Origin of the sequence: Planococcus wigleyi (genome assembly GCF_014836985.1) — a bacterium.
In the GTDB taxonomy this organism is placed as follows: domain Bacteria; phylum Bacillota; class Bacilli; order Bacillales_A; family Planococcaceae; genus Planococcus; species Planococcus notacanthi.
Window position 1 is genome coordinate 250861 of sequence record NZ_JACSPU010000004.1, and the last position, 26198, is coordinate 277058.

Here is a 26198-nt window from a genome sequence, read left to right on the forward strand (position 1 = left end):
CAAATTTCATTTTTTTATTCAGCGCAATAAGTACCACTATACCAAATAGCTCATCGATTTTCCATGTATTTGGCAAGTTTTTTCCTTTATGTATATAACACGTTGTTCTGCTTTTTCCCATAAAAAATAACCAATGAGCATATTCTCACTGGCTTGCTTTTCCTATGGATCATGCCTGGACATCTATACTAACGACAGCATGGTAAAAAATGCGATGCCTAAAGTTGCACAATATACCCCGTAAAAATACAGCCGGTCGACAACTGTCCCTTCTCCATTGCCCAAAAAGTAGTCATCAATTTGCCTGATCATTTGCACGTGCATTCGCCTCTTTCCATTTTGCTGTAATCGTTTCATTGAAGTCTTCTACTGCTTGCAATAAAGCAGCGTCTTAACCTTTTCCTCTAATCCACAGAAGCTAAACCTGGATTTCCTGTCTAAAAGTAAGCGTATTTCCATCGAATTCAAGTGCAGCAAGGGACCTTCGGCGTTATCCTCCAGATAAATAAAAAACTTTCTTGCCGCTGTTTAAGCGATAAGAAAGTTAAAAAATTCTATTGGTCTGATTCATTTCGCATTTCAAGCCGCAAACTATCTACGACCATTGCGATAAATTCAGAATTAGTCGGCTTCGATTCTAAATGCGCTACACTGTATCCGAAAATTTTGGCGATGTGGTCAATGGTTTCGTGGCGATTCCACACTTGTTCAATGGCATGGCGAATCGATCTTTCGACCCGCGCTGATGTTGTATCGAATTTAGAGGCGATTCCAGGATACAGTACTTTCGTGACTTTATTGAGTACCTCTGGCTGCTCTAATACTAAAGTGATGGCTTCCTTCAAATAACTATATCCTTTTAAATGAGGAGGGATGCCAATTTCTTTGACCATATTGGTAATTCGGTCTTCTTGCGTCAAACGGCCTTCAGGCGGTCCTGCCGCGTTGCTCCGCGCATTCATGATATGGTTGATTTGTACGGCCAGGCGGTTGGCTTCAAAAGGCTTCATAATGAAATAGGAAGCCCCGTAATCGGCTGCCTGGCTCATGATGGATTCCTGTCCGAAAGCAGACAGCATAATAACGTCAATCTCTTTCAAATCCCCATTTTCCTTGAGCGCATCCAAAACAGCGATACCGTCCAGATAGGGCATGATGATGTCCAGCAATAAGATATCGACCGTTTGCTTTTGCAGCATCTCGATGCAGGTCTTGCCGTTATAGGCAACATCCACCACTTCCATATTGGGTTGTGCATTTAAATAATCTTCCATCAGTCCGACCAATTCGCGATTATCATCTGCAATTGCGATTTTAATTTTATCCATTTGGCTCTCTCCTTGGTGACTGACTCTTCTGTTTTCACATTTACAATCCAACAGCGGGCCCTACTACCCGGCTGCCGGACCGGCTCATTTCATCAAGAGCTTACGATCGGCTGCAAGCGACAGCAATTCCTCTGCATGCTGCAGTGTCAGGTCCGTTATTTCAGCGCCTGACAGCATCCGGCTCATCTCTTCTGTTCGTTCGCGTCCATCTAACTCGGTGACCGCAGTGGTCGTCCGCTGTTTGTCGACTTTCTTTTCGATAAACAAATGCTGGTCTGCCATTGCAGCAACTTGCGGTAAATGGGAAATGCACAAGACCTGGGAATGCACAGAGATCGCTGCAATCTTCTCGGCAATCGCTTGAGCGACCCGGCCGCTGACACCTGTATCCACTTCATCAAAGATAATGGACGTAATTCCTTGGTGCTTGGAGAAAATGGTTTTCAAAGCCAGCATCATACGGGACAATTCGCCGCCTGAAGCTACTTTCGTCAACGGCTTGAGCGGTTCACCCAAATTGGTGGAAATATAGAAGGAAATTGAGTCATGGCCATTCCTGTCGAATCGGCCATTCGGCAAAATCCCGAAATTCACTTCGAACGAGGCTTTTGCCATATGCAATTCCTTCAATTGTTCCATGATGGCTTTGCCGAGGCTTTTCGCAGCTTTTTTGCGCAGAATCGTCAGCTCTTCGGCTTCGACTCGCAAATCATCGGTCAATTCCTTCAGCTTTTCCTGATCCAATTGATAGCGCTGATCTCGATTGACCAATTTATCCAATTCATCTGTCTGCTTTTCATGATACAGCAAAATGTCTTCTAAGGATGCACCATATTTTCTTTTTAACGATTGAATGACAGCGAGACGCTGTTCAATGTCATTTAAACGGGCAGGATCGAATTCCATATCATCCAAAATGCGCTTGATTTCCGTTCCTGTGTCCTGAATCAGATAAAATGCTCCAGAGAGAGTCTCGGAAGATCCGGTAAACGTTTCATCCACCGATGCAGCATGCTCCAGTTCTGACATGGCAGAACCTATCCAGTCCAGCCCTTTGCTCTCACCTTGGATCGCTTCATGGGCAGCTGAGATCGACTCGTAGATTTTATTGAAATTCTGCAGTTTTTTGCGTTCTGCCACCAATTCCTCTTCTTCACCGATGACCAACTCCGCTGCTTCGATTTCCTGCAGCTGAAAAGTCAGCAAGTCGATGCGCTGGGCAATCTGCTGTTCATTTTCCGTATAGGAAGAAAACTCACGCTTCAATTTGGTGTATTTATCGAAAGTATGGTGATAGCTTTCCTTGGACTTAGCCAGGCTTTTGCCGGCAAATTGGTCCAGCAGGTACAAATGCTGTTTTTCATCCATCAATTCCTGGGTTTCGTGCTGTCCGTGGATATCGATGAGCGCAGCTCCGACTTCGCGCAAAATGGAAATAGTTACCAGTTTGCCGTTGATGCGGCAAACATTCTTTCCTTTATCGTTCAATTCCCGGCGCAGCAAAATGTCGCCATCACTCCATGTGATTCCGAATTCCTCTAATCTGCGGAAGACCGGATGCTGATCGTCGTCCAAAGAAAATAAACCTTCTATTTCTGCTTTTTTGGCACCATGACGAATAAATTCCTGGCTTCCCCGTCCACCGGCCAAAAGATGCACGGCATCAATGATAATGGATTTACCGGCACCGGTTTCCCCTGTCAAAACAGTCAGCCCTTCAGAAAAACTGACGGTCAGGGCGTCGATAATGGCAAAATTGCGTATATCTAATTCCCGAAGCATATCCGTTCACCTCTTCTTAAAGCATTTCGATTAAACGCTGTTTTAGAATTTCACGATGTTCAGTATCTCTGCAGATAATTAGGCAGGTATCGTCGCCGCAAATGGTCCCGAGAATCTCTTCCCAGTCCAAATGGTCGATCAGTGAACCGATTGCATGGGCATTACCGGGCAATGTTTTCATAACCAGGAAATGGCTGGCTCCATCGATGCTGACAAAAGCGTCCGTCAAAGCACGGTGCAGTTTCTGCATAGGATTAAAGCGCTGGTCTGCTGGCAGGCTGTATTTGTAGCGTCCATCCTGCAATGGGACTTTCACCAGATGCAATTCTTTGATATCACGCGATACAGTCGCTTGCGTTACTTCATAACCCGCTGACTTCAATAAATCCACCAGCTCGTCCTGTGTTTCAATTTCACGATTCGAAATAAGATCACGTATTTTAATGTGGCGCTGTCCTTTATTCATGGTGTTCCCCCTTGAATGAATAATTATTCCATATACTTAATATTCTACAGTTATAACATACATTAGACAAGAAAACACATTCCTTTTGGAATGTGTTTACAACAATTCATGTGCTGCTTTGACTGTTTCATCAATCAACGTTTCGGAAACTCCGGCTATTTCCTGGCCTTCAGCACTGGATTGAAGATGGAATAAAAATTCGATATTGCCTTCTCCTCCGGTAATCGGTGAAAACGACATGTTTTTCACATGAAATCCTGATTCGACTGCAAACTTGCCCACTTTGACCAATACATCCTGATGGATTTTCGGGTCGCGAATAATGCCTTTTTTCCCAACATTCTCCCTGCCGGCTTCAAACTGGGGCTTCACAAGCGCAATCACGTCTCCGCCTGGCACCAAAACTTGTTTCAAGACTGGAAAAATGATGCGCAAAGAAATGAAGGACACATCAATCGTGGCGAATTCCGGCAGACCCTGAACGAAATCTTCAGGTTTGGAATGGCGGAAATTAACCCGTTCCATTACTGTGACCCGCTCATCCTGCCGAATTTTCCACGCTAATTGATTATAGCCGACATCCAGCGCGTAGCAATGTTTGGCGCCATTTTGAAGGGCACAATCCGTAAAGCCGCCTGTCGATGAGCCGATATCCAGCATCAATTTGCCGTCAACCGACAAATCAAACTGCTGCAATGCTTTCTCAAGCTTCAAGCCTCCTCGGCTGACGTATTTCAAATCATTGCCTTTCATCTGAAGCGGTGCGTCCTCCGGAATTTTTTCCCCCGGTTTGTTCATCCGCTCAGATCCTGAATAGATGATTCCTGCCATAATGGCACGTTTTGCTTTTTCGCGTGTTTCACAAATACCCCGCTCAACCAACAGGATATCTACTCGCTCTTTTTTTGGTTTGTTCATAGAATAGTTGAACCTGCCTGCGTTTTGGATTGTGTCCATTTTTTTACGACACGTACAACTTCATCACTGTTCAGATGGATTTCGTCCATCAATTCAGAGACGTCGCCATGTTCGATAAAGTGGTCCGGTATTCCCAAACGATCGATGACAGTCTCGCGGTAGCCATTTTCTTGCGCAAATTCCAGAACGGCACTGCCGAATCCACCTTGAAGAACTGCTTCTTCAATCGTAACAACCGGGATATTCCGTTCGAAAATAGTATGCAGCATCGCTTCATCCATTGGTTTGATGAACCGGGCATTGACCACTTGTGCCGAAATGCCTTGTTCAAGCAATTGTTCGGCCGCATGCAAGGCCATCGGAATGGTGGTACCGAATGTCAGGATTACGGCATCGGTTCCTTCTTGCAGGACTTCCCATGAGCCGATCGGCAATGCTTTCAGCTCTTCGTCCATTGGCACACCTAAACCGTTGCCTCTCGGATAGCGGAGGGCAATAGGACCGCCATTGTAATCGATGGCAGTTTTGACCATATGTTGGCCTTCGTTCTCATCTTTCGGCATCATAATGACCATATTCGGCAAATGGCGCAGGAAGGCGATGTCGAATACACCTTGGTGTGTTTCGCCATCAGCTCCGACCAACCCCGAACGGTCAATTCCAATAAAGACGTTCAAATTCTGGCGGCAGATATCATGGACCACCTGATCGTAGGCACGTTGAAGGAATGTCGAGTAAATCGCTAAAAATGGTTTCATGTCCTGTGTTGCAAGTCCTGCAGCCATCGTTGTCGCATGTTGCTCCGCGATGCCGACATCAAACATGCGGTCTGAGAATTCGGAAGCAAAACCTTCCAATTTCGAACCGACCGGCATTGCCGGTGTAATAGCCACAATCCGTTCATCAGTGCGTGCCAGTTTGCGGACAGTTTCTGCCACCAAGCCGCTCCATGAAGGAGCTTTTGAAGATGATTTCACCAAATCGCCAGTCTCCATCTTGTAAGGGCCTGTTCCATGCCAAGTGCCGATTGTATCCTGTTCAGCCGGCAAGAAACCTTTGCCTTTCTTCGTAACGACATGAAGCAGGACAGGGCCTTTCGTCTTCTTGGCATAACGCAGGTTGTCTTCCAATTCTTCCAAATCGTGTCCATCAATCGGCCCCAAATATGTAAAGCCCATTTCCTCGAAAAACATACCGGAAACCACTAAATATTTCAACGAGTCTTTTACACGTTCAGCCGTTGACGCCAATCGCCCGCCGACTGCCGGCACTTTCTTCAACAGGTATTCAAGATCGTCTTTGACTTTGTTGTATTTGCCTGCTGTCCGCATACGGCCAAGCATGCTATGCATCGCTCCAACATTCGGAGCGATGGACATTTCGTTGTCATTTAAGATAACGATCATGTCCGTTTTCGTATGGCCGATATGATTTAATGCTTCAAAAGCCATACCGCCCGTAAGCGCTCCGTCACCGATGATCGGAATGACATGATTGCTGTCTTTTTTGATGTCACGGGCTGCTGCCATTCCCATAGCTGCCGACAATGAAGTTGAACTGTGTCCGGTCTCCCAAACATCATGGTCGCTTTCATTGCGTTTCGGGAAGCCGCAAAGGCCTTTAAATTGGCGCAAAGTATCAAATTGGCCAGCTCTTCCTGTCAGGATTTTATGGACATACGATTGATGTCCCACATCCCATATAAATTTGTCAGACGGGCTGTCGAATACTTTATGCAGCGCAACTGTCAGTTCCACCACGCCAAGATTCGGACCGATATGTCCGCCTGTTCTTGATAAGTTCTCTATTAGAAACCGTCGAATATCTTCACTTAATACTTCAAGCTGCTTAGTTGTCAGCTCTTTTAAGAAAGATGGACCAGTAATCGAATGAAGATCCATTGCCATCACGCACCTTTTTATTGAAATTTTTCCTTCTGACTGTCTGTTCATATTATATCAGTCTACAGCGAATGTACAAATCAGAGCCTCACAATTCAGCTTTTTCTTTGGACAATCAATTGGGTCAATTGCAGAAGCAATGATTTTTCGCCTTCCAGCGATTCAAGTGCCTTAATGGCTTCTGATGCGTGAAAATCGAGTTTTTCTTTTGCTTTCGGCAATGTCAGCAGACTTGGATACGTACTTTTTTCACTCGTTTCATCTTTTCCGGCAGTTTTACCCAGTTCCTGGGAGGTACCGGTAACGTCCAGTATGTCGTCTTGAATCTGGAACGCAAGGCCAAGGTGTTCGCCAAATCGGCTGAGTGCCATAATTTCTTCGTTGGATGCCTGCGCTAAAATGCCGCCAGCCAAAATGCTGTAGGTCAGCAAAGCCCCAGTTTTCAATCGATGGACTTGTTCCAGTTCTTCCAGCGTCAATTTCTTTTCTTCGCCTTCAATATCCAATATCTGGCCGCCGACCATTCCTTCAGCTCCAGAAGAAACACTCATCAAGTCAATCAAACGTATTTTATCGTCACTGGAAACGTGTTGAAGGCGTGCGACAATGCCAAAACTGTAAGTCAACAACGCGTCTCCTGCCAAAATCGCTACAGCTTCCCCAAATACTTTGTGGTTGGTCGGCATGCCGCGGCGCAAATCGTCGTCATCCATGCTTGGCAAATCATCGTGGATGAGCGAATATGTATGGATCATTTCAATGGCAGCTGCCACTTTTAATGCATCGGGATGTTCTTCACCACTCAGTTCGTGAAGTACAGCCAACAGCAGAATCGGGCGGATGCGTTTTCCGCCCGCTTGCAATGAATAATGCATGGAATCCTTTAAGGAATCCGGAATTGACAAAGACAAAATTAAATGTGCCATTTCCTGTTGGATAAGCGGTTCATAATGAGCTCGGAATTCAGTCAGATTCATTTCGCATTCCCATCCATTTCTATGTCAGCCGGCACTTCTTTGCCGTCCTTCATCATGGTCACCAATTGGCTTTCTGCATTCTGAAGTTTATCGTGGCAGACTTTCGAAAGCTCCATGCCTTTTTGATAGAGAGTCAGTGCCTGTTCCAGTGGCACATCTCCTTGTTCGAGCTGGCGGACGATTTCTTCAAGTTGCTCCATTGCATCATTGAACATGATTTTCTTTTCAGCCATCGTTTTAGTCTCCTTCATTTGCTGGATTTATTTCATTGACAGTGGTTTCTACAGTTCCATCCTGCATGGCAATGGTCAGACGATCGCCTGTTTTCACCTGCGTTACACTTTTGACGACATTTCCTTCTATATAAGGAATCGAATAGCCACGGTCCATAATCTTCAATGGACTCAGTGCATCAAGCGTCCGGATTGCTGAAGACAGCTGCTGCGATCGGTTTTTCAGCAATTGGTTCATTTGGTAATCAAGCCGTCTCGCCAGTTCCGCCACTTCCGTTTCGGATTGGCGGATCCGCTGCAGCGGCATACGCGATTTCAATTGCTGGTCAAGTGTTTTATGGCGTTCCTGAGAACGCTTCAAATGCTGCAGGGATTCCCTTTGCAAGGATTCTGCAGCGCGTTCGACACGTTCGATGAACGGCCGGTACAGGCGCTCAGGATAAGCCAACGGGAATGATGTCGCTAACCGGTTCAAGGCTATTTTTTGCTGATTGACGCTTCCTGAAACCATCCGGTACATGCGGCTGCGGTAACTCGCTATGCGTTCCAGCAGTTCCGCCTGGCTTGGCACAGCCAGTTCCGCAGCGGCCGTCGGCGTTGGTGCCCGTAGGTCCGAGACAAAGTCTGCAATGGTCGTGTCGGTTTCATGGCCAATGGCAGAAATGACCGGAATTCGGGAATCAAAAATCACCCGTGCGACCGCTTCTTCATTGAATGCCCATAAATCTTCAATCGACCCGCCACCCCGTCCGACAATCATGACATCGAAATCACCTTTGTTGGCCGCCTGTATCGATTGGACAATGGATTGCGTCGCACCACTTCCCTGTACCAGTGTCGGATACAGCACGACATCTGCCAATGGGTAGCGACGGTGAAGCGTGATGATGATGTCTCGAACGGCAGCGCCGGTCTGTGCCGTCACTACTGCAATCCGTTTAGGGAAACGCGGCAGCGGCTTTTTATAGGAGGCATTAAACAAGCCTTCTTTGGCAAGTTTTTCTTTTAACTGTTCAAAAGCCAAGTAATAATCGCCAATGCCGTCCGCTTGCATCGACTGCGCATACAATTGGTATTGGCCGGATGCTTCGTAAACCGTGACATCTCCGCGGATCAGCACAGTCATGCCGCTTTCAGGTTTAAACTTGACCGATTTGGCATTTGCCGAAAACATGACGCCTGGCAAACGGGCCGCATTATCCTTCAGCGTAAAATAAATATGCCCGCTGGTATGGATTTTGACGTTCGAAAGCTCACCCTTAACGTAAACATCACGCAGGTGAGGATCGGCATCAAATTTCTTTTTTATGTATTTGGTTAACGCTTTGACACTTAAATACGGGTCGGTTGACACACTTTCAACCCCTGTCTGTGAATTTAAAAAGCTGTCTTTCTTTCGAAAAACAGCCCTATTGCTATTTATTTTACATGCTTATGCCTGTTTTGTCTTTGCTAACCCTTTTTCAGCTGATTCAAGCGTATTTTCCATCAGCATGGCAATCGTCATCGGCCCAACTCCGCCTGGTACCGGTGTTACAAAAGAAGCCGTTTCCTGAACATCCTCAAAGTCGACGTCACCGCACAACTTGCCGTTTTCATCGCGGTTCATGCCGACATCGATGATGACTGCACCCGGTTTGATGAACGTTCGGTCAATGAATTTAGCTCTGCCGATCGCGGCAATTAGGATATCCGCCTGCGCTGTGAAATTCGCCAAATCTTTCGTTTTCGAATGGCAATACGTCACGGTTGCATCTTTTTGAAGCAATAACTGTCCAATCGGCTTGCCGACGATATTGCTGCGGCCGATGACCACCGCATGCTTGCCGGCGGGATCGATGCCGTAATGGGCCAATAACTCCATGATGCCGTGCGGTGTACAAGGAAGGAAGGCATCCTTGCCGATCATCATATTGCCGACAGAAATCGGATGGAACCCATCCACATCTTTCTCTGGGCTGATGGCCGTGATGACTTTGAATTCATCAATTTGCTGCGGCAACGGCAATTGGACCAGAATGCCGTGAATTCCCGGATCGCTGTTCAATTCATCGATTTTCGCTAAAAGCTCTTGTTCAGTTAATGTATCCGGAAATTGATGAAGGTCCGATCGCATTCCCAGTGCTTCACACGTTTTTTTCTTGTTTTTCACATATGTAAGGGACGCAGAATCTTCCCCGACCAGCACTACGGCCAGCCCTGGGACAATTCCCTGTTGCGCTAATTTTTCTACGCGTGTTTTCACTTGCATTTTAATTTTCTGGCTTACCGCTTTTCCATCTATCAATTTTGCAGCCACGTAAATCCCTCCAATTAATTTGCTGTTTCGTCTGTGAATTTAGAAAGGACACCATTGACAAACCGGCTGGATTTATCGTCTCCAAATGTTTTGCATAGTTCAATCGCTTCGTTCATGACCACACGTGATGGGGCATCTTCCATATAGCCCAACTCAAAAATAGCCATACGCAGAATGGTCCGTTCAATTTTCGGCAAACGTTCGAGTGACCAATTTTCAAGATGGCCAACCAATTTTTCATCGATTTCCGCCATATTGGCGTGGGTGCCCTGTACCAACAAGCTATAGAAATTATCATTTTCTCCAGCCATTACATGATCCATGGCCTCATCAATCGTCAGTTCAGTACCTTCTAATTGAAATAAGGTCTGAAGCGCTTTTTCGCGTGCTTCGTGTCGTTTCATAATATATCCGATCTCCTTTTCACAGCTAATTATCACCCATTATACAGGTATTCGGGCTGAACTTCCATGTTTGAAATGTTCGGTCAATAGCCCAGCACCGACTACTGGAGGGGTATTGCGCTGCCGGATTCAGTCTGGAGCGGCCAGCTAAAACAAAGAGAAGGCTGTCCTTGAAGCCATAACAGGACTCCAGGACAGCCTTACTGATCATTCCGCTGCTTGTGCTTCGAAATTGACGCCGGTAATATGGACATTCACTTCTTGTGTTTGAAGAGACGTCATATTTTCAAGCGTCTGCCGAACCTGCTCCTGAATTTTTAGAGCGGTTTTCGGTATGGAAACACCATAGTTGATGACACAATAAACATCAATGGCAAGACCTTCCTCTGATAGGTCTGTCTTGATGCCTTTGCCATGCACTTTTTTCCCCAAGCGTTCAACAACTCCGGAAGCGAAGTTGCCGCGCATACTGGCGACTCCTTCAATATCCGTTGCTGCAATGCTGGCGATGATTTCCAAAACTTCCGGAGCCACTTCGATGTTGCCGAGGTCTTGTGCTCCGTGTGATTTCATTCGTACATAAGGTGCTGTTTTTTCAGCCATTTGAAAACTTCCTCCTTAAGATCCCAGCACGTCATATTTCTCCAGGAATTTCGTATTGAAATCTCCTGATTTGAATACTTCGTGATCCATTAATTTCAAATGGAATGGAATCGTCGTAAACACGCCTTCAATTACAAATTCGTCCAATGCGCGCTTCATCTTCGCTACCGCTTCTTCACGTGTATCAGCGAAAGTAATCAGCTTGGCAACCATCGAATCATAATAAGGCGGAATCGTATAGCCTGAATACATAGCTGAATCAATTCTGACACCTAAACCGCCCGGAGGCAAGTACATATCGATTTTGCCCGCTGAAGGCATAAAGTTTTTAGCTGGATTTTCCGCATTGATGCGGCATTCGATCGACCAGCCTTTAAACGTAACATCTTCTTGTTTATAAGCGAGTGTTTCGCCTGATGCCACACGCAATTGCTGCTGGATCAAGTCGATTCCAGTAATCATTTCCGTTACCGGATGCTCTACTTGAATGCGCGTGTTCATTTCCATGAAATAGAACTTCTGGTTGACCGCATCAAAAATGAACTCCACTGTGCCCGCTCCGCGGTAATTGACAGCCAAAGCCGCTTTTACAGCTGCATCGCCCATCTCTTCACGCAATTCAGGAGACAAAGCCGGTGATGGCGCTTCTTCAACCAATTTTTGCATGCGGCGCTGGATTGAACAATCGCGCTCGCCTAAATGAATCGCATTGCCATGGGAATCAGCAAGCACTTGAATTTCAATATGGCGGAAATCTTCGATGAATTTCTCGATGTAAACTCCCGGATTGCCAAAAGCCGCTGCCGCTTCTTTCTGCGTCATATTCAAGCCGGTGATGAAATCCTCGCGTGTGCGTGCCACACGGATTCCTTTACCGCCGCCGCCTGCTGTCGCTTTGATGATGACCGGAAAACCGATTTCATCAGCGATGCGCAATCCGTCTTCTTCGCTGGCTACAATGCCAGTCGAACCTGGAACAACTGGAACTCCCGCTTTGCGCATCGTTTCACGTGCCACGTCTTTAGTACCCATACGGGAAATTGCATCCGCTGTCGGGCCGATGAACATGATGTCACAAGCTTCACAAAGTTCTGCAAAGCTCGCATTCTCTGCTAAAAAGCCATAACCCGGGTGAATCCCATCGCAATTAGTCAGTTTCGCAACCGACATGATATTGGAAAAGTCCAGATAGCTATCTTTCGATAATTTTGGACCGATGCAATACGCTTCGTCTGCCAGTTCAACATGAAGCGCCTCTTTATCGGCTTCAGAATATACAGCAACCGTTTTGATATCCATTTCCTTGCAGGCACGGATGATCCGTACCGCGATTTCTCCACGGTTTGCAATCAATACTTTTTTCATCGTCTTCATCGCCATCTCCCCTTTCCTCAGTTTGCTTTCACGAGGAATAAAGGCTGGCCGTATTCTACAAGCTGGCCGTCTTTTACAAGAATTTCAGCAATTTCCCCATCTACTTCAGCTTCGATTTCATTGAATAACTTCATTGCTTCGACGATGCAGACTACTTGGTCTGCAGTAACTTTAGTTCCCACTTGAACATAAGCATCTTCGTCCGGTGATGGAGATTCGTAGAACGTACCGACCATTGGAGAAAGGATTTTGTGGTACTCCGACTCGTTGTCCGCTGGAATTTCCGGTGCTTCTTCTGATACCAGTTCTTCAGCTTTCGGCTCTTTTGCCGGTGCTGGAGCACTTGGTGCTTCTACTGCTTTTGATGCTGGGGATGTTTGGATGGATGAGCTGGCGCTTGGCTGAACTTTGCCTGAACCACTCTTTTTCATCTTGACTTTAACGCCCTCAAATTCATAAGAGAACTCTTCAATAGATGATCCATCCACCAATTTGATAATTTCGCGAATTTCTTGAATTTTCATATTCGTCCGACTCCCCTAATTATGTATTTATTCAACTACTCTTCTATTTTAGACTTTTTCAGTCTATTTTGAAACACTTAATCTGACTTTTTAAAAAAAGACCTCTTTGTTAGAGGTCTTTTCATCATTATTGAGCTCTTGAAACGTATGAAGAATCTGTTGTATTGATGATCAAATGGTCGCCTTCATTAATGAAGAATGGCACTTGAACAGTCAATCCCGTTGTAAGTTTTGCTGGTTTTGATCCGCCGCTGGCTGTGTCGCCTTTGATGCCCGGATCAGTTTCAGCCACTTCCAGAACTACCGTGTTCGGCAACTCAACGCCAAGCACTTCTCCTTGGAATTGGATCACTTGGACTTCCATGTTCTCTTGAAGAAACTTCAATTCGTATTCAATGTTCTTTTCAGGCAACTCAATCTGTTCGTAGGTTTCTGTATCCATAAAGGCATGCATATCGCCATTGGCATACAAATACTGCATTTTGTTGTTGTCAATCTGTGCTTTTGCGACTTTTTCACCGGCACGGAAAGTTTTTTCAGTGACACTTCCTGTACGCAAGTTGCGAAGTTTCGACCGCACGAATGCAGCGCCTTTGCCTGGTTTTACGTGTTGGAATTCCATAACGCGCCAAATTCCGCCATCCACTTCAATTGTGACACCTGTTTTAAAATCGTTTACTGAAATCATAATAGTTCCTCCGTTTGTTATAAAATGCGAAGCTCTTTTGTGGAGTTAGTCAATCGTTCATTTCCTGACTCGGTTACCAGTATATCATCTTCAATGCGAACTCCGCCAACTCCTGGCAGATAAATCCCCGGTTCCACCGTCACAGCCATGCCCGGTTCGAGCACCGTTTCCGATCTGAATGACAACCCTGGGCCTTCATGGACTTCCAAACCGATGCCATGGCCAGTAGAATGGCCGAATGCTTCACCGTAGCCTTTGGACTTGATGTAATCACGTGCAATGGCATCCGCTTCGATGCCGCTCATGCCTGGTCCAATTTTCTCTACGCCCAGTTCCTGCGCCTTCAATACAATATCATAAATTTCCTTCATCTGTGCAGAAGGTTCTCCGACTGCGACCGTACGGGTAATATCTGAGATATAGCCGTTGTAGAGTGCACCATAATCAAGCGTGATCATGTCTCCTTTTTCAATGACTTTATCCGTTGCCACACCGTGCGGAAGCGCTGAGCGCAGCCCTGAAGCCACAATGGTGTCAAAGCTCGACGAAGTCGCACCCTGTTTGCGCATGAAGAATTCCAGCTCATTGGATACTTCAAGTTCCGTCAATCCCGGACGGATAAATCCACAAATGTGTTCGAATGCATCATCTGCAATTTTGGCCGCTGCTTTCAGAATAGCTACTTCATCCGGTGTCTTGATCATTCGGATCTTTTCAATCAAGTTGCTGACAGGTTCCAGGTCGGCGTCGATTTTTGACTTGTATTGCACAACTGTCGAATAAGTCATATAGTCCTGTTCAAAAGCAAGCGTACGGATGCCCAGAGATTTTACTGACTTTACCGTTTCATCCATCAGGTTTTTTTCAGCCTGGATTACATCAAATTCTTTGACTTGTTCTCCAGCCTGTTCTGTATAACGGAAATCCGTGATGAAAACCGCTTGTTCCGCAGTTACAATCGCCAGCCCTGCAGTACCCGTAAATTCGGTGATGTAACGCAAGTTGAAAGGACTGGTGACGAGCAGCGCCTCCACATCCCGTTGTTTCATTTCAGCACGTAATTTTTGAAGTTTCAATGTGTTCATCCTCTCTCCTGTTTTAAGATCAATGCATGCAATGCTAATTTGTAGACATCTTGGCCGAATCCCACAATTTGCCCGATCGTGACCGGCGCAATGTAGGAATGATGGCGAAATTCCTCGCGTTTGTGGACATTCGATATATGTACTTCGATTACTGGCACTTGAATCGCAGCAATGGCGTCACGAATAGCGATGCTTGTATGGGTATATGCTCCAGCATTCAAGACAATGCCGGATAGGCCATCATCGCCCGCTCCGTGAATCCAGTCGATCAATTCCCCTTCATGATTCGACTGGCGGCAAATCAATTCAATATGATGGTGATAAGAAAACTCCACCAGTTCCTGTTCCAATTCCTCCAGCGTAAACGTTCCATACGCTTCTTTCTCCCGCTTGCCCAAGCGATTTAAATTAGGGCCGTTCAAGATCAGCACACGCATTCAGCTTTCCCCTTCCCCTGACACATTCTTCATTATTTTAACATATCGGAACAATCGAGCAACTTTTTAACAGAAAAGCGGAAGCGACCGTGTAGATTCGACGGGCATAAGACAGATCGGCGAAGCGGCGCTCTTTGCCGCACAGCCGGAATGGCTTATGACCCTAGAATCTGGGCGCTGCAGCTGGACAATAGAAAAGCGGAAGCAGTCAAAAATTCAAGCACCATCCAGAAACAAACCATAAAAAAGCGCGATGGCTATTCGGCCATCGCGCTGGTCATTTTACAATCCGCATTTCAGCTGAGCGTTGCAGTTGGTGCATGTGTTGCAGCCGCCCATTTCTTCGACTGTCCCTTTTCGGCAAACCGGGCATGTATCGCCTACTTCTGAACCGATGGTGACATTGGTTGAACGGAGATCCTGAATTGTGTCGATCAAGACGATCGGACGTTTGCCAGTCTCTTCCGGCTGTTGCTCTTCTTCAAATGTGTTTTCTTCGGCCTTCAGCGTCAAGACTTGTGAATCACGGCTGCCATCGACATAAACCGTTCCGCCTTTAGCGCCACCTTTGTAGAGACGCTCATAGACGCCTTCCACCTGTTTGACTGTATAACCTTTTGGAGCGTTGACAGTTTTCGAAATGGATGAGTCGATCCAGCGCTGGATGATGCACTGAACATCCGCATGTGCTTCAGGCGCCAAGTCCATCGATGTCACAAATGCCTTCGGCAGGTTTTCTTCATCAGCCTCAGGGTTGTTTTTCAGGTATTCACTGACGATGTCTGCTTTCACCTCGATAAATTTGCCAAGGCGTCCACTGCGGTAGTATGTGAATGAATAATAAGGTTCAAGTCCGGTTGATACGCCAACCATCGTCCCAGTGGATCCTGTTGGAGCTACCGTCAACAGATGCGAGTTGCGGATACCTTTTTCAAGTACTGCTTCGCGAACATGTTCCGGCATTCCCTGCATAAATCCTGTTTCTGTGAAAGCTTTGCGGAGTGCTGCCGTCTCTTCATCAGTTTTGCCGATGAGGAACGGGAAGCTGCCGCGTTCTGCTGCTAAGTCTGTCGAAATTTCATAAGCAGCCGTAGCAATCGTCTTGAAGATTTCATCTACAAGCTCGTTGCCTTCCGGAGAACCGTATTCTTTATCGCAATAGATCAATAAATCTGCAAGCCCCATGACTCCCAAGCCAACACGGCGTTCACCAAGTGCCTGAACCTGGTTTTCTTCCAGGAAGTAAGGAGTTGCATCGATGACGTTGTCCTGCATGCGGACACCGACACGAACCGTTTCTTTCAACGCTTCGAAATCGACCGTCTTCGTTTTCGGATCTGCAAACTGCGCCAAGTTGACGGCAGCCAGGTTACAAACAGAATAAGGCGCCAATGGCTGCTCGCCGCAAGGGTTGGTCGCTACGACTTTTTGCCCGTAAGCTGCTGCATTGGTTTTTTCATTGGCATTGTCAATGAAGAAAATACCCGGTTCTGCTGAATAGGTAGCACAAATATTAATCAGGTTCCACAGTTCGCGTGCTTTCATCGTGCGGTAAACACGGACGCCATGGCCCATGCGTTCCCATTCACGGACATCGCCGACTTCCTGCCATTTTTCATTGTAGACAGCCATCTCTTCTTTTGAATACGACTCTACTGCAGGGAAGCGCAGATCGAAGTCTGCATCATTTTCCACTGCTGTCATGAAATCGCTGGTCAATGTGACGGAAATATTGGCGCCTGTCAGGAATTCTTCGTTGTGGACTGAATAAGTTCCGCCATCACGCAGCTTGGTTTCAGCATCGCGCATGATTTTCTCATTGAATCCGCCCATTCCAGGAATCGCACGGTAATTCAGGATCCCTTGGTACATTGCATCTTCCTGCTCTGTCAAAGGTTTGAATTTCAATTTGTCGTGAGCCAATTTTTTGATGGTCTCATCTTCTGTGTTCTCAATCAAATAACGAAGGATGCGCGGGTTCTGCATTTTCGAAATGATGAATTCCGCAATATCCGGATGCCAGTCAGCCAGCATGATCATCTGTGCGCCTCGGCGTGAACCGCCCTGCTCAACAAGATGCGTCAATTTAGCGATATCATCCAGCCACGAAACAGAACCTGATGATTTGCCGTTGACACCGCGTGCCAAGGTGTTGCGCGGGCGAAGTGTCGAACCATTTGTTCCGACACCGCCGCCGCGGCTCATGATTTCCATCACTTGTTTGCGGTGATCGGAAATGCCTTCACGTGAATCTGCCACGAATGGCATTACGTAACAGTTGAAGTACGTTACGTCCGTATCAGCACCCGCTCCGTATAGGACACGTCCAGCCGGAATGAATTTCAATCCAACCAATTGCTGATAGAATTTTTCAAACCATTCCTGGCGCTTTTCAGCTGTTTCTTCTACAGAGGCAAGCCCCGTTGCATTGCGTTTGGCGATCTGCTCGTAAAACACTTCAAGCGGTTTTTCAATCACGTCGATCGGGCGATTGACGATGCCTACCTGCTGCTCTTCCGGTTTGTCGATTGCACTTCTGTAATCTTCTTCGATCCAAACCTGTGCTTTATTGGCCTGGTGATCGATGGAAACGATGTAGCCAAGGCCGCGCGCCGGGAATTTCGGATCTTCTTTGACAGTCAATACAACAAAATCGCCTGCCTTGAGTGTTTTCTTCTCCGTGTCCTTAAAGGAATAACGGTCGATCATCACGAGGCGCGATACACCTTTATGCGTCAGTTTCATGTCAGGAGTAATTGCATGTACCTGGGGAAACGATTCGATATCTTTGTTTAAAGCTCTTGCATTCAACGAATATTGGGATTGTGTGGCGGAAACCATTTGACAATTCCTCCTTTGTGTTATATGGAGTTAGATACTATATATAGTATTAATTCAATTCCCATCATACTATATGTTGAAACTTCTTTTCAATAACAATTTTATGATGGAAATGATTGAAGCAATGAAAAGCTTTATTTACCAACGTTTCCAGCTTTGGAAATCTACAAAATGAGCCTAAAGACTCTCACGCGCGAAAATTCCATTCCGAATTTCCATATTTTATTTTTTCCAAAGCCTTGACATCCGCCAATTGTTGTACGGTCAAATTATAGGATTCCAGACTGATCGACAAGGCCTGTTCGAAACCGGCTTTAAACGCACGGATACACTCATCCGGCGTCACTGGTTTTTCACGGAGCGAATTGATCGATACTGCTTTTTCCGGAATTTTGCTGCGCATGCGCTCTTTGGCAGCTTCACTGGAAAACTTGAAAACCGACAATAGCTTCTCGGTATCCAGATCTATCAGTATAGCACCATGTTGCAGGATGACGCCTTTTTGGCGCGTTTGGGCACTGCCCGCTACTTTCTTTCCTTCTACGACCATTTCATACCAGCTCGGTGCATCGAAACAAACCGCTGATTTCGGTTTTTTCAAATCGGCCCGTTTTTCTTCTGTATCCGGCACCGAGAAATAGGCGTCCAACCCCAAATTTTTAAACCCTTCCAACAACCCTTCGCTCAATACGCGATAAGCTTCTGTTACGGTTTCGGGCATCTCCGGGTAATCTTCACTGACGATGATGCTATATGTAAGTTCATGCTCATGGAGAACACCTCTGCCTCCTGTAGGCCGACGGACAAATCCAAGGCCAAGCCGGTCGACGGCTTCCATATCAATTTCTTTTTCTACGTTCTGAAAATAACCGATCGATAAGGCAGCAGGCTGCCAGCTGTAAAAACGGATGACGGGCGGAATAAGCCCTTCACTATGCCATGCCAGCAAGGCTTCATCAAGCGCCATGTTGAACGCTGGACTGCCGGCACCGGAATTTATAAAAATCCATTTTGGATATTTCACAAGATCGCCTCCTATTTCCGATAATTAGTGTAACATTGGCATTGAATATCCGTCATCTCTTCTCTTATAATAAAGGAAGATGAGAAAGGGGCAAGAACATTGGAATTTCTGTACATCACGATCGCCATCGTATTGGCAATCATCATTTACGCGGTCATTTCTTATTTCCGCATCAAAAAAGCTGTCACTAACCTGACACAGGAGCAATTTATCGAAGGCTACCGCAGAGCACAATTGATTGATGTGCGCGAACCGAAAGATTTTGCTGCTGGCCATATTCTGGGAGCGCGCAATATTCCGCAAACGCAATTGCGCCAACGCTATAAGGAAATCCGTTCAGACAAGCCGGTTTACCTGTATGACCAAAACGGAGCACGCAGTGGACGGGTAGCTATTTTCCTTAAGAAAAAAGGCTACAATCAATTGTTCCAGCTTCAAGGCGGTTTCAAGCAATGGACCGGAAAAATCAAATCCAAATCCTAGGCTTCAAAAACCCTTTCTTAACCGGAAGGGTTTTCTCTATTTGCTAGGCTAATAAATAGTAGACAAGAGCTCTCCATCTTACCCCTCACTTAAATAATGCGGTTAGCGGCTTCTTGAAGCGCACACAAAGCGATTTACAGGCTTCGGGGTAGTTATCTCGTCGACAAACATAACTTCCCCAATAAAGCGACGATGTTGAGAGTGTTCCATTAGAAAAGCGTGGAAGCCAAGTGGCTTCCACGCTTTTTATTCATTTCCCTGCAGCAACCGAACGATACAGCTGGAAATTATCGTACTTTATTCAGCTTTATAATAACGGAGCACAGGCTGGCGCGCCGCTTTTGTTTCATCCAAACGGTTGATGACAGTGGTATGCGGTGCATTTTGGACGATTTCAGGGTTTTCTTCGACTTCTTTCGCAATCTGAATCATCGCATCGACAAATGCATCCAAAGTTTCTTTGGATTCTGTTTCAGTAGGCTCGATCATCATGCCTTCTTCCACATTCAACGGGAAGTAGATTGTCGGTGGATGGTAGCCAAAATCAAGCAGGCGTTTCGCCATATCCAATGTACGGACACCCAGTTTCTTCTGGCGGCGGCCGCTTAAGACGAATTCATGCTTGCAGTGACGGTCATACGGCAAATCGAAATGAGGCTGCAGCCTGCGCATCATGTAATTGGCATTTAGTACAGCATATTCGGTAACTGCCTTTAGGCCATCTGGTCCCATAGAGCGGATATACGTGTAGGCACGTACGTTGATGCCGAAGTTGCCATAGAACGGTTTGACTCGGCCAATGGAATCCGGGCGGTCGTAATCGAACGTATAAGCATCATCTTTTTTCACCAGTACCGGTTTCGGCAAGTACGGCAACAGATCATTTTTAACGCCGACAGGGCCTGAACCAGGTCCACCACCGCCATGAGGTCCGGTGAAGGTCTTGTGCAAGTTCAGGTGAACCACATCAAAGCCCATATCTCCCGGGCGTGCTTTAGACATAACTGCGTTCAAGTTGGCGCCATCGTAATACAGCTTGCCGCCGACTTCATGAATGATCGCAGCCATTTCCAGAATCTGCTCTTCAAACAAGCCGAGCGTATTCGGGTTTGTCAGCATTAATGCTGCTGTGTCTTCTCCAACCACGCGTTTCAAATCTTCCAGGTCTACTAGTCCTTGGTCACTTGATTTGACGGTCACGGTCTCAAAACCGGCAACGGTTGCTGAAGCCGGGTTTGTGCCGTGCGCTGAATCGGGAACAATGACTTTCGTCCGTTTAAAGTCACCGCGCGCTTCGTGGTAGGCACGGATCATCATCAATCCGGTCCATTCACCATGTGCACCTGCAGCTGGCTGCAACGTCACTTCATCCATACCGGTAATTTCTTTCAAATGCTCCTGCAAGTCAAACATCAAAGCAAGAGCCCCTTGAACCGTTTTTTCATCCTGCAGCGGATGGATGTTCGCGAACCCTGGGAAACGTGCTACTGTTTCGTTGATTTTCGGATTGTATTTCATTGTGCACGAGCCGAGCGGATAGAAGCCTGAATCCACACCGTGGTTCCGGTTAGACAGCGCCGTGTAATGGCGCATGATATCCAGTTCGGAAACTTCCGGCAGTTCTGCCGCTTCTGTACGGATCAAGTCAGCCGGCAATAGTTCGCTCAAATCCACTTCTGGTACATCAAGTGTCGGAAGGCTATAGCCGACGCGGCCTTCTTTGGTCAATTCAAAAATTAGCGCTTGGTTGTCCTTATGCATGAGTAGCCCCCACTTCCTGCACTTTGGCAGCGATTTCCTGCACGAATGCATCGATTTCTTCCTTTGTCCGTTGTTCAGTAACAGCAACCAGCATATGGCCACTCAATTCGTTATAGCTCAATCCAAGGTCATAACCGCCGATCATGCCGTTTTCAAACAGACGATCGTTCAACTGTTTAACGGATTCTTTCGTTTTCACAACGATTTCATTAAAATGAGCGCCTTCAAATGCAATTTCAAGGCCTGCTTTTTTCAATTGCTGCTTCATATAATGGGTCTTCACGATATTTTGCTTCGCAATTTCTTGTGTACCGACTTTGCCGAGTGCTGTCATCGCTACAGATGCAGCCAATGCGTTCAATGCTTGGTTGGAACAGATATTCGATGTCGCTTTGTCGCGGCGGATATGCTGTTCGCGTGCCTGCAACGTCAAAACGAATCCACGACGGCCTTCTTCATCCGTCGTTTCACCGACTAAACGGCCAGGTACTTTACGCATCAATTTCTTCGTCACAGCGAAATAACCGCAATGAGGTCCACCGAAAGCTTCCGGAATGCCGAAAGGCTGTGCATCGCCCACTGTAATATCAGCGCCAAGCTGTCCTGGAGAAGTCAAAGCACCGAGTGCCAATGGGTTGGAAGAAACCGATAGCAATGCACCGGCCCCGTGGACAATCGGTTCGATCGCTTTAAGGTTTTCAACTTGTCCAAAGAAGTTCGGGTACTGAATCATCACCGTTGCTACGTTTTCATCGATCATTTCCGTCAAAGCGTCCATATCCGTGTGTCCGTCTTTCAATGGAATTTCAACAACCTCGATCGACTGGCCAAGTGCATAGCTTCGGACAACAGCACGCGATTCCGGGTGGACTGCACGCGAAACCAGGATTTTTTTGCGTCTCGTGTGTCCAGCAGCAAGCATTCCAGCTTCAGCAAGCGCAGTTCCGCCGTCATACATGGATGAGTTGGCAATGTCCATACCTGTCAATTCACTGATCATGGTCTGGAATTCAAAAATCGCCTGCAATTCGCCTTGAGAAATTTCAGGCTGATAAGGAGTATAAGCCGTATAAAATTCAGAACGGGAAATTACATGATCCACAATAATCGGTTTGTAATGGTCGTATACACCAGCTCCTAAAAACGATGCATAGCGGTTGGTGTCGGCATTTTGAGCAGCAAGCTGTGCCAATTCCTTTGTCAATGAAGACTCGGATTTAGCAGGCTTAATGTTGTATTCGCCTTTGAAACGAACTTTTTCCGGGATATCGGAAAACAATTCATCGATTGATCCGATGCCGATTGTTTCCAGCATTTCTTTTTCGTCTTGAGATGTCATTGGTAAATAACGATGTTTCATAAGGTGCTGTCCCCTTTTCAAGTTAGATTAGTTGGATCGTTTATAAAATGGCGTTTCTACTGTTTTCGCTTTTAACCGTTTGTTGCGAATTTCAACTTCCAATTCAATTCCGAGTTCAGCAAACTCACTTGAAACCAAGGCAAGGCCGATATTTTTTTTCAAAGTCGGCGATTGTGTGCCGGTCGTCACTTCTCCGATTTTACGGTCTTCTGCATATACCGCATAGCCATGACGCGGAATGCCTTTATCGATCATTTCAATGCCGACTGATTTGCGTGGAACACCTGCTTCTTTATGTGCGGCTAATGCCTGTTTGCCGATAAAGTCCTGCTCTTTTTTCAATTTCACGACAAAATTGATGCCAGCTTCAAGTGGCGTTATGTCTTTCGACAATTCCTGGCCATATAAAGCAAGGCCAGCCTCAAAGCGCAATGTATCACGCGCACCAAGACCTACTGGCACAACGCCATCCGATTTTCCTTCTGAAAGGATCTTGTCCCATAGAACAGTCAACGCTTCAGGAGCAGCATAAATCTCAAAACCATTTTCACCGGTATAACCAGTACGCGATAAAATCACCGTCTGACCAGCAACATCGACATCCTGTTTGAAACGGAAGGGCTTGATCGATGACAGGTCTTCATCTGTCAGCCGCTGAAGCACCACTTCTGCAAGAGGCCCCTGCAATGCCAAAAGACCGTACCGATCAGATGCGTTGTCTAATGTAACGTCGCCTTTTTTCGCCTGTTCCATCCATTCGAAATCTTTTTCGATATTAGATGCGTTGACGACCAAAAGATATTGTTGATCCGCCAATTTATAAACCAATAGATCGTCTACTGTACCGCCATCTTCATAGCACATCGCTGTATATTGTGCCTGGCCATCCTGGATTTTGGACACATCATTGGTTACCAGATGCTGGAGGTACGTTAAGCTGTCAGGTCCGGTAACGAAGATTTCCCCCATATGGGATACATCAAAAAGTCCTGCTTTGGTTCTGACAGCTTCATGTTCTTCCTTGATGCTTGAAAATTGCACAGGCAGTTCCCAACCGCCAAAATCAATCGTTTTTCCACCATATTCCGAATACGTTTCAAATAAGGGTGTACGTTTTAACTGTGCCAATGATTTTCCTCCTCATTCTTCAACTTCCTTCGGCCGGCCAAACCTGACTGCAGACACGAAAAAAGGACAGAGATTTCCCTTTAAAGGGAAATCTCTGTCCTGGAACCTGAAAGTTTACCGTAATGGCTTTCCTCGTTGGTAGCTGACATGCAGCATTCTCCAGAGATGCGTCCTGTATGAGTCTTTTTGCCTGAGAGATTCATAACTTCTGTTATTTGCTCCTTCGGCGACGCCTTGGCGTTCTCTCCCCATACATTCATCCGCCCAAATCAATATTGATTGGTCCAATCCGTTATACAGAATAGTATAACTTTGAGTTAATCCTAACATTGATCCAAGGAAAGCGCAATCTTTTTTCCTTAAAAGGACTAAAGGCGAATGATTTGATTAATTAAAATCAAATCATTCGCCTTTTAGTCGATTTACTTGAAATGCAGCGTATTGTGTAATTTGCCGCAACGTCCGGAATTCGGTCCGGATAGTGATATGCGCAGTTTGTTTATACGCTTTGTAGCGAGATTTATGCAACGCTTCAATTTCCTCTCGCGTCGACTGGCGGACAATCGGCCTGTTTGGATCTCTGTGGATCCGCCGCCAGATTTCCCGGAACGGCGCATCCAAAAACAGCACGAGTCCGGTATTTCTCATGATTTTCTGGTTTTCTTTTCGCATGGTCACGCCGCCGCCGGTGGAGATGATGCAATGATCCTGTTTAAAATTTCGCAAAAACTGCGTTTCCAATTGCCGGAAATATTCTTCGCCATGCTGCTCGAAAATCTCCGGAATCGTTTTCCCTACCTGCCGGACAATCTCTTTGTCCATGTCGTAGAAGGGCAGTTTCAGCAAAAAGCTTAGCCTTCTGCCGACCGCGCTTTTCCCGCAGCCCATGAATCCAATCAAATAAATTCTGTTCATCCTACCCACCCGATACTTACCTCTACTCAGGTATTTTATTTTGCTCTATTTCTATTAGTAGTTGTATCGTAGCATGTCTATGCATATTTTCCAAACCATCGTATGTTTTATATTGGACGGAATAAAGGACGAGCGTGTGGGATAACAGAACCAGAGCGGACATGAAAAAGACGATGGCAATCGGATAGATAGCACCTTTTTCATTTTTAAGGACGCGTAAAAACATACTCTGCCTCTTCCAAGGTGCCTGTGGAAAACTCTGCTTTGACCTTCAACTTGTCACCATTTAAAGAAAAGCTGCAATGGCGGATGCGCGTCAACATAACTTCATGGCCTTTTCTGTCTTTCTGTTTACGGATCATGTCCGTGTACATTTCAATATCATACTCCTCTCCCATCTGGATGATACGGACCCCGTTTCCTTCGTTGATGATTTCAAGCGAGTCGCTGCTGTTCAAATAACCCTGCAAATCGCTTGTGAACAATTGCCATTCGAGCCGGTGCGGATCCAAATCTCCTGTAAAACTGACAGCAAATCCATAAAACAGGACAATCAGCGGCAGCATCGTCATCAACACTAATAAGTCGAAAAGTGATGTCAGAAATGAAAACCCTCTTTCATCCAGCAGCTTTACTCGCTGCATAGCCGCTCCTGCTGACCTCTAAAATCCGCGTAATCGACACACAGGCTGTCTGCCATCTCCCAGCTGTAGACGATGCCGTTTACGCTGCGGCGGCCACGCAATGCCCCAGTCGAATGTATTTCCCTCGCTGCTTCATGGAGGGTTTCAAAAGCACTGACGCGTTCTTTTTTCACCTGCAGGCTTTGTTGGACACTGAGCATGGCCGGCAGCAGGCTGCCAAAAATGATAAACACCATGAACAGGCTTACCATGGTTTCAGCCCAGGACATTCCTCGTTCATTCAGAAAACACCACTCTCCCTCCTCCAAGATGGACAACCATTGTCTTTTCTCCGCTGCTTGTGCCAAAACGGAACGTTCCCGACTGGACCACTGACCCACTGGCATTGAATTTGATTTCCGTGAGATTGCTGGTCTTTTTCAAAGTGACGGAATCCGGAAGTTTCCTGGTCTGGCCCGGTATGTGGGTGTCCATATAGATGTCATAAGATCTTTTGGTTTCCCGGAACGCGATTTTCACCACCTGCTTCAAGTCCAAACTCTGGCTTTGCGCATAATAAACATCCTGCTGCAGGATTTCAAAAAAACGCTGTTCTTCTTTCTTGACCGACATCGCCTGATAGCCAGGAATAGTTATGGCAATGATCGCCATCAACACCATCAAGACAAGCAACATTTCCAACAAGGTAAAGCCCTTCTCCTTTATGACGATTTAGTAGAGGTCACCACTCCGTCAACCGAAATATTCACGGCATCGCCATTCGGACACTCCGTCTCCCCAGTTTTCAAATAACCTTCCGTTACAAGATTCGCCAGTGTCGGAACCGCCTTCATGTCCATACGATAGGATTCCACTTGCCCTTGGACCATCTGGACATAAGCTTTACAGCCTTTTTCATCTACAGCAGAAGATTGTTTTGTGACATTTGGAATGGCTATAGCAATCAAGACTGTAATAATCAGCATAACAATCAGCATTTCAATTAACGTAAACCCTCTTTGATTTTTCAATAAGCGCATATTT

28 protein-coding genes and 2 riboswitches are annotated in these 26198 nt (G+C 46.3%); of the genes, 1 reads left to right on the top strand and 27 read right to left on the bottom strand.

Annotated elements, in window-relative coordinates; translation table 11 throughout:
- Window positions 1-183 precede the first annotated feature (183 nt).
- From H9630_RS18880 to H9630_RS12715, 19 genes are all read right to left on the bottom strand, one after another.
- On the bottom strand, window positions 184-318 hold the full coding sequence (locus H9630_RS18880) for a hypothetical protein (protein WP_255548253.1): 135 nt from the start codon (window positions 316-318) through the stop codon (window positions 184-186).
- A 236-nt stretch (window positions 319-554) separates the two neighbouring features.
- Window positions 555-1328 (bottom strand): sporulation transcription factor Spo0A, encoded by a 774-nt coding sequence (gene spo0A, locus H9630_RS12630; protein WP_191715838.1) that lies wholly within the window; start codon window positions 1326-1328, stop codon window positions 555-557.
- Window positions 1329-1412: 84 nt separating this feature from the next.
- Complete coding sequence (gene recN / locus H9630_RS12635) at window positions 1413-3110, bottom strand: DNA repair protein RecN (RefSeq protein WP_191715839.1); 1698 nt, start codon at window positions 3108-3110, stop codon at window positions 1413-1415.
- A gap of 16 nt (window positions 3111-3126) precedes the next feature.
- Window positions 3127-3576 carry a transcriptional regulator AhrC/ArgR gene (gene ahrC, locus H9630_RS12640; protein WP_142827854.1) on the bottom strand — a complete coding sequence of 150 codons (450 nt, stop codon included), beginning with the start codon at window positions 3574-3576 and terminating at the stop codon, window positions 3127-3129.
- Between the two features lie 96 nt (window positions 3577-3672).
- The gene (locus tag H9630_RS12645; protein ID WP_191715840.1) at window positions 3673-4494 is read right to left on the bottom strand and encodes a TlyA family RNA methyltransferase; all 822 of its coding nucleotides are present in this window, start codon (window positions 4492-4494) and stop codon (window positions 3673-3675) included.
- Window positions 4491-6395, bottom strand: coding sequence for a 1-deoxy-D-xylulose-5-phosphate synthase (gene dxs, locus H9630_RS12650; RefSeq protein ID WP_191716061.1), 1905 nt, complete (start codon window positions 6393-6395; stop codon window positions 4491-4493). The genes H9630_RS12645 and dxs overlap by 4 nt, the downstream gene beginning before the upstream one ends.
- 95 nt (window positions 6396-6490) lie before the next feature.
- The gene (locus H9630_RS12655) at window positions 6491-7372 is read right to left on the bottom strand and encodes a polyprenyl synthetase family protein (protein ID WP_191715841.1); all 882 of its coding nucleotides are present in this window, start codon (window positions 7370-7372) and stop codon (window positions 6491-6493) included.
- Window positions 7369-7605 (bottom strand): exodeoxyribonuclease VII small subunit, encoded by a 237-nt coding sequence (gene xseB, locus H9630_RS12660; protein ID WP_142827851.1) that lies wholly within the window; start codon window positions 7603-7605, stop codon window positions 7369-7371. The genes H9630_RS12655 and xseB overlap by 4 nt, the downstream gene beginning before the upstream one ends.
- A 4-nt stretch (window positions 7606-7609) precedes the next feature.
- Window positions 7610-8959, bottom strand: coding sequence for an exodeoxyribonuclease VII large subunit (xseA, locus tag H9630_RS12665; protein WP_191715842.1), 1350 nt, complete (start codon window positions 8957-8959; stop codon window positions 7610-7612).
- A 78-nt stretch (window positions 8960-9037) separates the two neighbouring features.
- Complete coding sequence (gene folD, locus H9630_RS12670; protein WP_191715843.1) at window positions 9038-9904, bottom strand: bifunctional methylenetetrahydrofolate dehydrogenase/methenyltetrahydrofolate cyclohydrolase FolD; 867 nt, start codon at window positions 9902-9904, stop codon at window positions 9038-9040.
- Window positions 9905-9918: 14 nt separating this feature from the next.
- Window positions 9919-10308: a transcription antitermination factor NusB gene (gene nusB / locus H9630_RS12675; protein ID WP_191715844.1), complete on the bottom strand. Its 390-nt coding sequence runs from the start codon at window positions 10306-10308 to the stop codon at window positions 9919-9921.
- A gap of 207 nt (window positions 10309-10515) precedes the next feature.
- Complete coding sequence (locus H9630_RS12680) at window positions 10516-10911, bottom strand: Asp23/Gls24 family envelope stress response protein (RefSeq protein WP_191715845.1); 396 nt, start codon at window positions 10909-10911, stop codon at window positions 10516-10518.
- A gap of 15 nt (window positions 10912-10926) precedes the next feature.
- A complete protein-coding gene (gene accC, locus H9630_RS12685) occupies window positions 10927-12276 on the bottom strand; it encodes an acetyl-CoA carboxylase biotin carboxylase subunit (protein ID WP_191716062.1) in 1350 nt (449 codons plus the stop codon).
- Window positions 12277-12302: 26 nt separating this feature from the next.
- Entirely contained in the window at window positions 12303-12809 is a 507-nt protein-coding gene (gene accB, locus H9630_RS12690; RefSeq protein ID WP_191715846.1) for an acetyl-CoA carboxylase biotin carboxyl carrier protein, read from the bottom strand.
- Between the two features lie 127 nt (window positions 12810-12936).
- A complete protein-coding gene (efp, locus tag H9630_RS12695; RefSeq protein ID WP_191715847.1) occupies window positions 12937-13497 on the bottom strand; it encodes an elongation factor P in 561 nt (186 codons plus the stop codon).
- 17 nt (window positions 13498-13514) lie between these two features.
- Window positions 13515-14582 (bottom strand): M24 family metallopeptidase, encoded by a 1068-nt coding sequence (locus H9630_RS12700; RefSeq protein WP_284700308.1) that lies wholly within the window; start codon window positions 14580-14582, stop codon window positions 13515-13517.
- Window positions 14579-15019 carry a type II 3-dehydroquinate dehydratase gene (gene aroQ, locus H9630_RS12705; protein ID WP_191715848.1) on the bottom strand — a complete coding sequence of 147 codons (441 nt, stop codon included), beginning with the start codon at window positions 15017-15019 and terminating at the stop codon, window positions 14579-14581. Before aroQ ends, H9630_RS12700 begins: the two co-directional genes overlap by 4 nt.
- Before the next feature lie 282 nt (window positions 15020-15301).
- Window positions 15302-17860: a vitamin B12-dependent ribonucleotide reductase gene (locus H9630_RS12710; RefSeq protein ID WP_191715849.1), complete on the bottom strand. Its 2559-nt coding sequence runs from the start codon at window positions 17858-17860 to the stop codon at window positions 15302-15304.
- A 187-nt stretch (window positions 17861-18047) separates the two neighbouring features.
- On the bottom strand, window positions 18048-18884 hold the full coding sequence (locus H9630_RS12715) for a lipoate--protein ligase family protein (RefSeq protein WP_191715850.1): 837 nt from the start codon (window positions 18882-18884) through the stop codon (window positions 18048-18050).
- Between the two features lie 99 nt (window positions 18885-18983).
- Here H9630_RS12715 and H9630_RS12720 point away from each other — a divergent pair, with 99 nt between their 5' ends.
- A complete protein-coding gene (locus H9630_RS12720; protein WP_191715851.1) occupies window positions 18984-19367 on the top strand; it encodes a rhodanese-like domain-containing protein in 384 nt (127 codons plus the stop codon).
- 297 nt (window positions 19368-19664) lie between these two features.
- Here the strand turns inward: H9630_RS12720 and gcvPB are convergent, their stop codons facing one another.
- The 8 genes from gcvPB to comGC form a co-directional block, all read right to left on the bottom strand.
- A complete protein-coding gene (gene gcvPB / locus H9630_RS12725; RefSeq protein ID WP_191715852.1) occupies window positions 19665-21128 on the bottom strand; it encodes an aminomethyl-transferring glycine dehydrogenase subunit GcvPB in 1464 nt (487 codons plus the stop codon).
- Window positions 21121-22488 carry an aminomethyl-transferring glycine dehydrogenase subunit GcvPA gene (gene gcvPA, locus H9630_RS12730; RefSeq protein ID WP_191715853.1) on the bottom strand — a complete coding sequence of 456 codons (1368 nt, stop codon included), beginning with the start codon at window positions 22486-22488 and terminating at the stop codon, window positions 21121-21123. Before gcvPA ends, gcvPB begins: the two co-directional genes overlap by 8 nt.
- 27 nt (window positions 22489-22515) lie before the next feature.
- Entirely contained in the window at window positions 22516-23616 is a 1101-nt protein-coding gene (gcvT, locus tag H9630_RS12735) for a glycine cleavage system aminomethyltransferase GcvT (RefSeq protein WP_191715854.1), read from the bottom strand.
- Between the two features lie 90 nt (window positions 23617-23706).
- Window positions 23707-23783: riboswitch (glycine riboswitch) on the bottom strand.
- 1 nt (window position 23784) lies between these two features.
- A riboswitch (glycine riboswitch) is annotated at window positions 23785-23876 on the bottom strand.
- Window positions 23877-24018: 142 nt separating this feature from the next.
- On the bottom strand, window positions 24019-24531 hold the full coding sequence (locus H9630_RS12740) for a shikimate kinase (RefSeq protein ID WP_191715855.1): 513 nt from the start codon (window positions 24529-24531) through the stop codon (window positions 24019-24021).
- Between the two features lie 206 nt (window positions 24532-24737).
- Window positions 24738-25175 (bottom strand): competence type IV pilus minor pilin ComGF, encoded by a 438-nt coding sequence (gene comGF / locus H9630_RS12745; RefSeq protein WP_191715856.1) that lies wholly within the window; start codon window positions 25173-25175, stop codon window positions 24738-24740.
- Window positions 25163-25444: a hypothetical protein gene (locus tag H9630_RS12750; RefSeq protein ID WP_225218537.1), complete on the bottom strand. Its 282-nt coding sequence runs from the start codon at window positions 25442-25444 to the stop codon at window positions 25163-25165. Before H9630_RS12750 ends, comGF begins: the two co-directional genes overlap by 13 nt.
- A 7-nt stretch (window positions 25445-25451) precedes the next feature.
- Window positions 25452-25886, bottom strand: coding sequence for a competence type IV pilus minor pilin ComGD (gene comGD / locus H9630_RS12755; protein ID WP_318247999.1), 435 nt, complete (start codon window positions 25884-25886; stop codon window positions 25452-25454).
- Window positions 25877-26194, bottom strand: a complete 318-nt coding sequence (gene comGC, locus H9630_RS12760; protein ID WP_191715857.1) for a competence type IV pilus major pilin ComGC — start codon at window positions 26192-26194, stop codon at window positions 25877-25879. Before comGC ends, comGD begins: the two co-directional genes overlap by 10 nt.
- Between the last annotated feature and the right edge of the window lie 4 nt (window positions 26195-26198).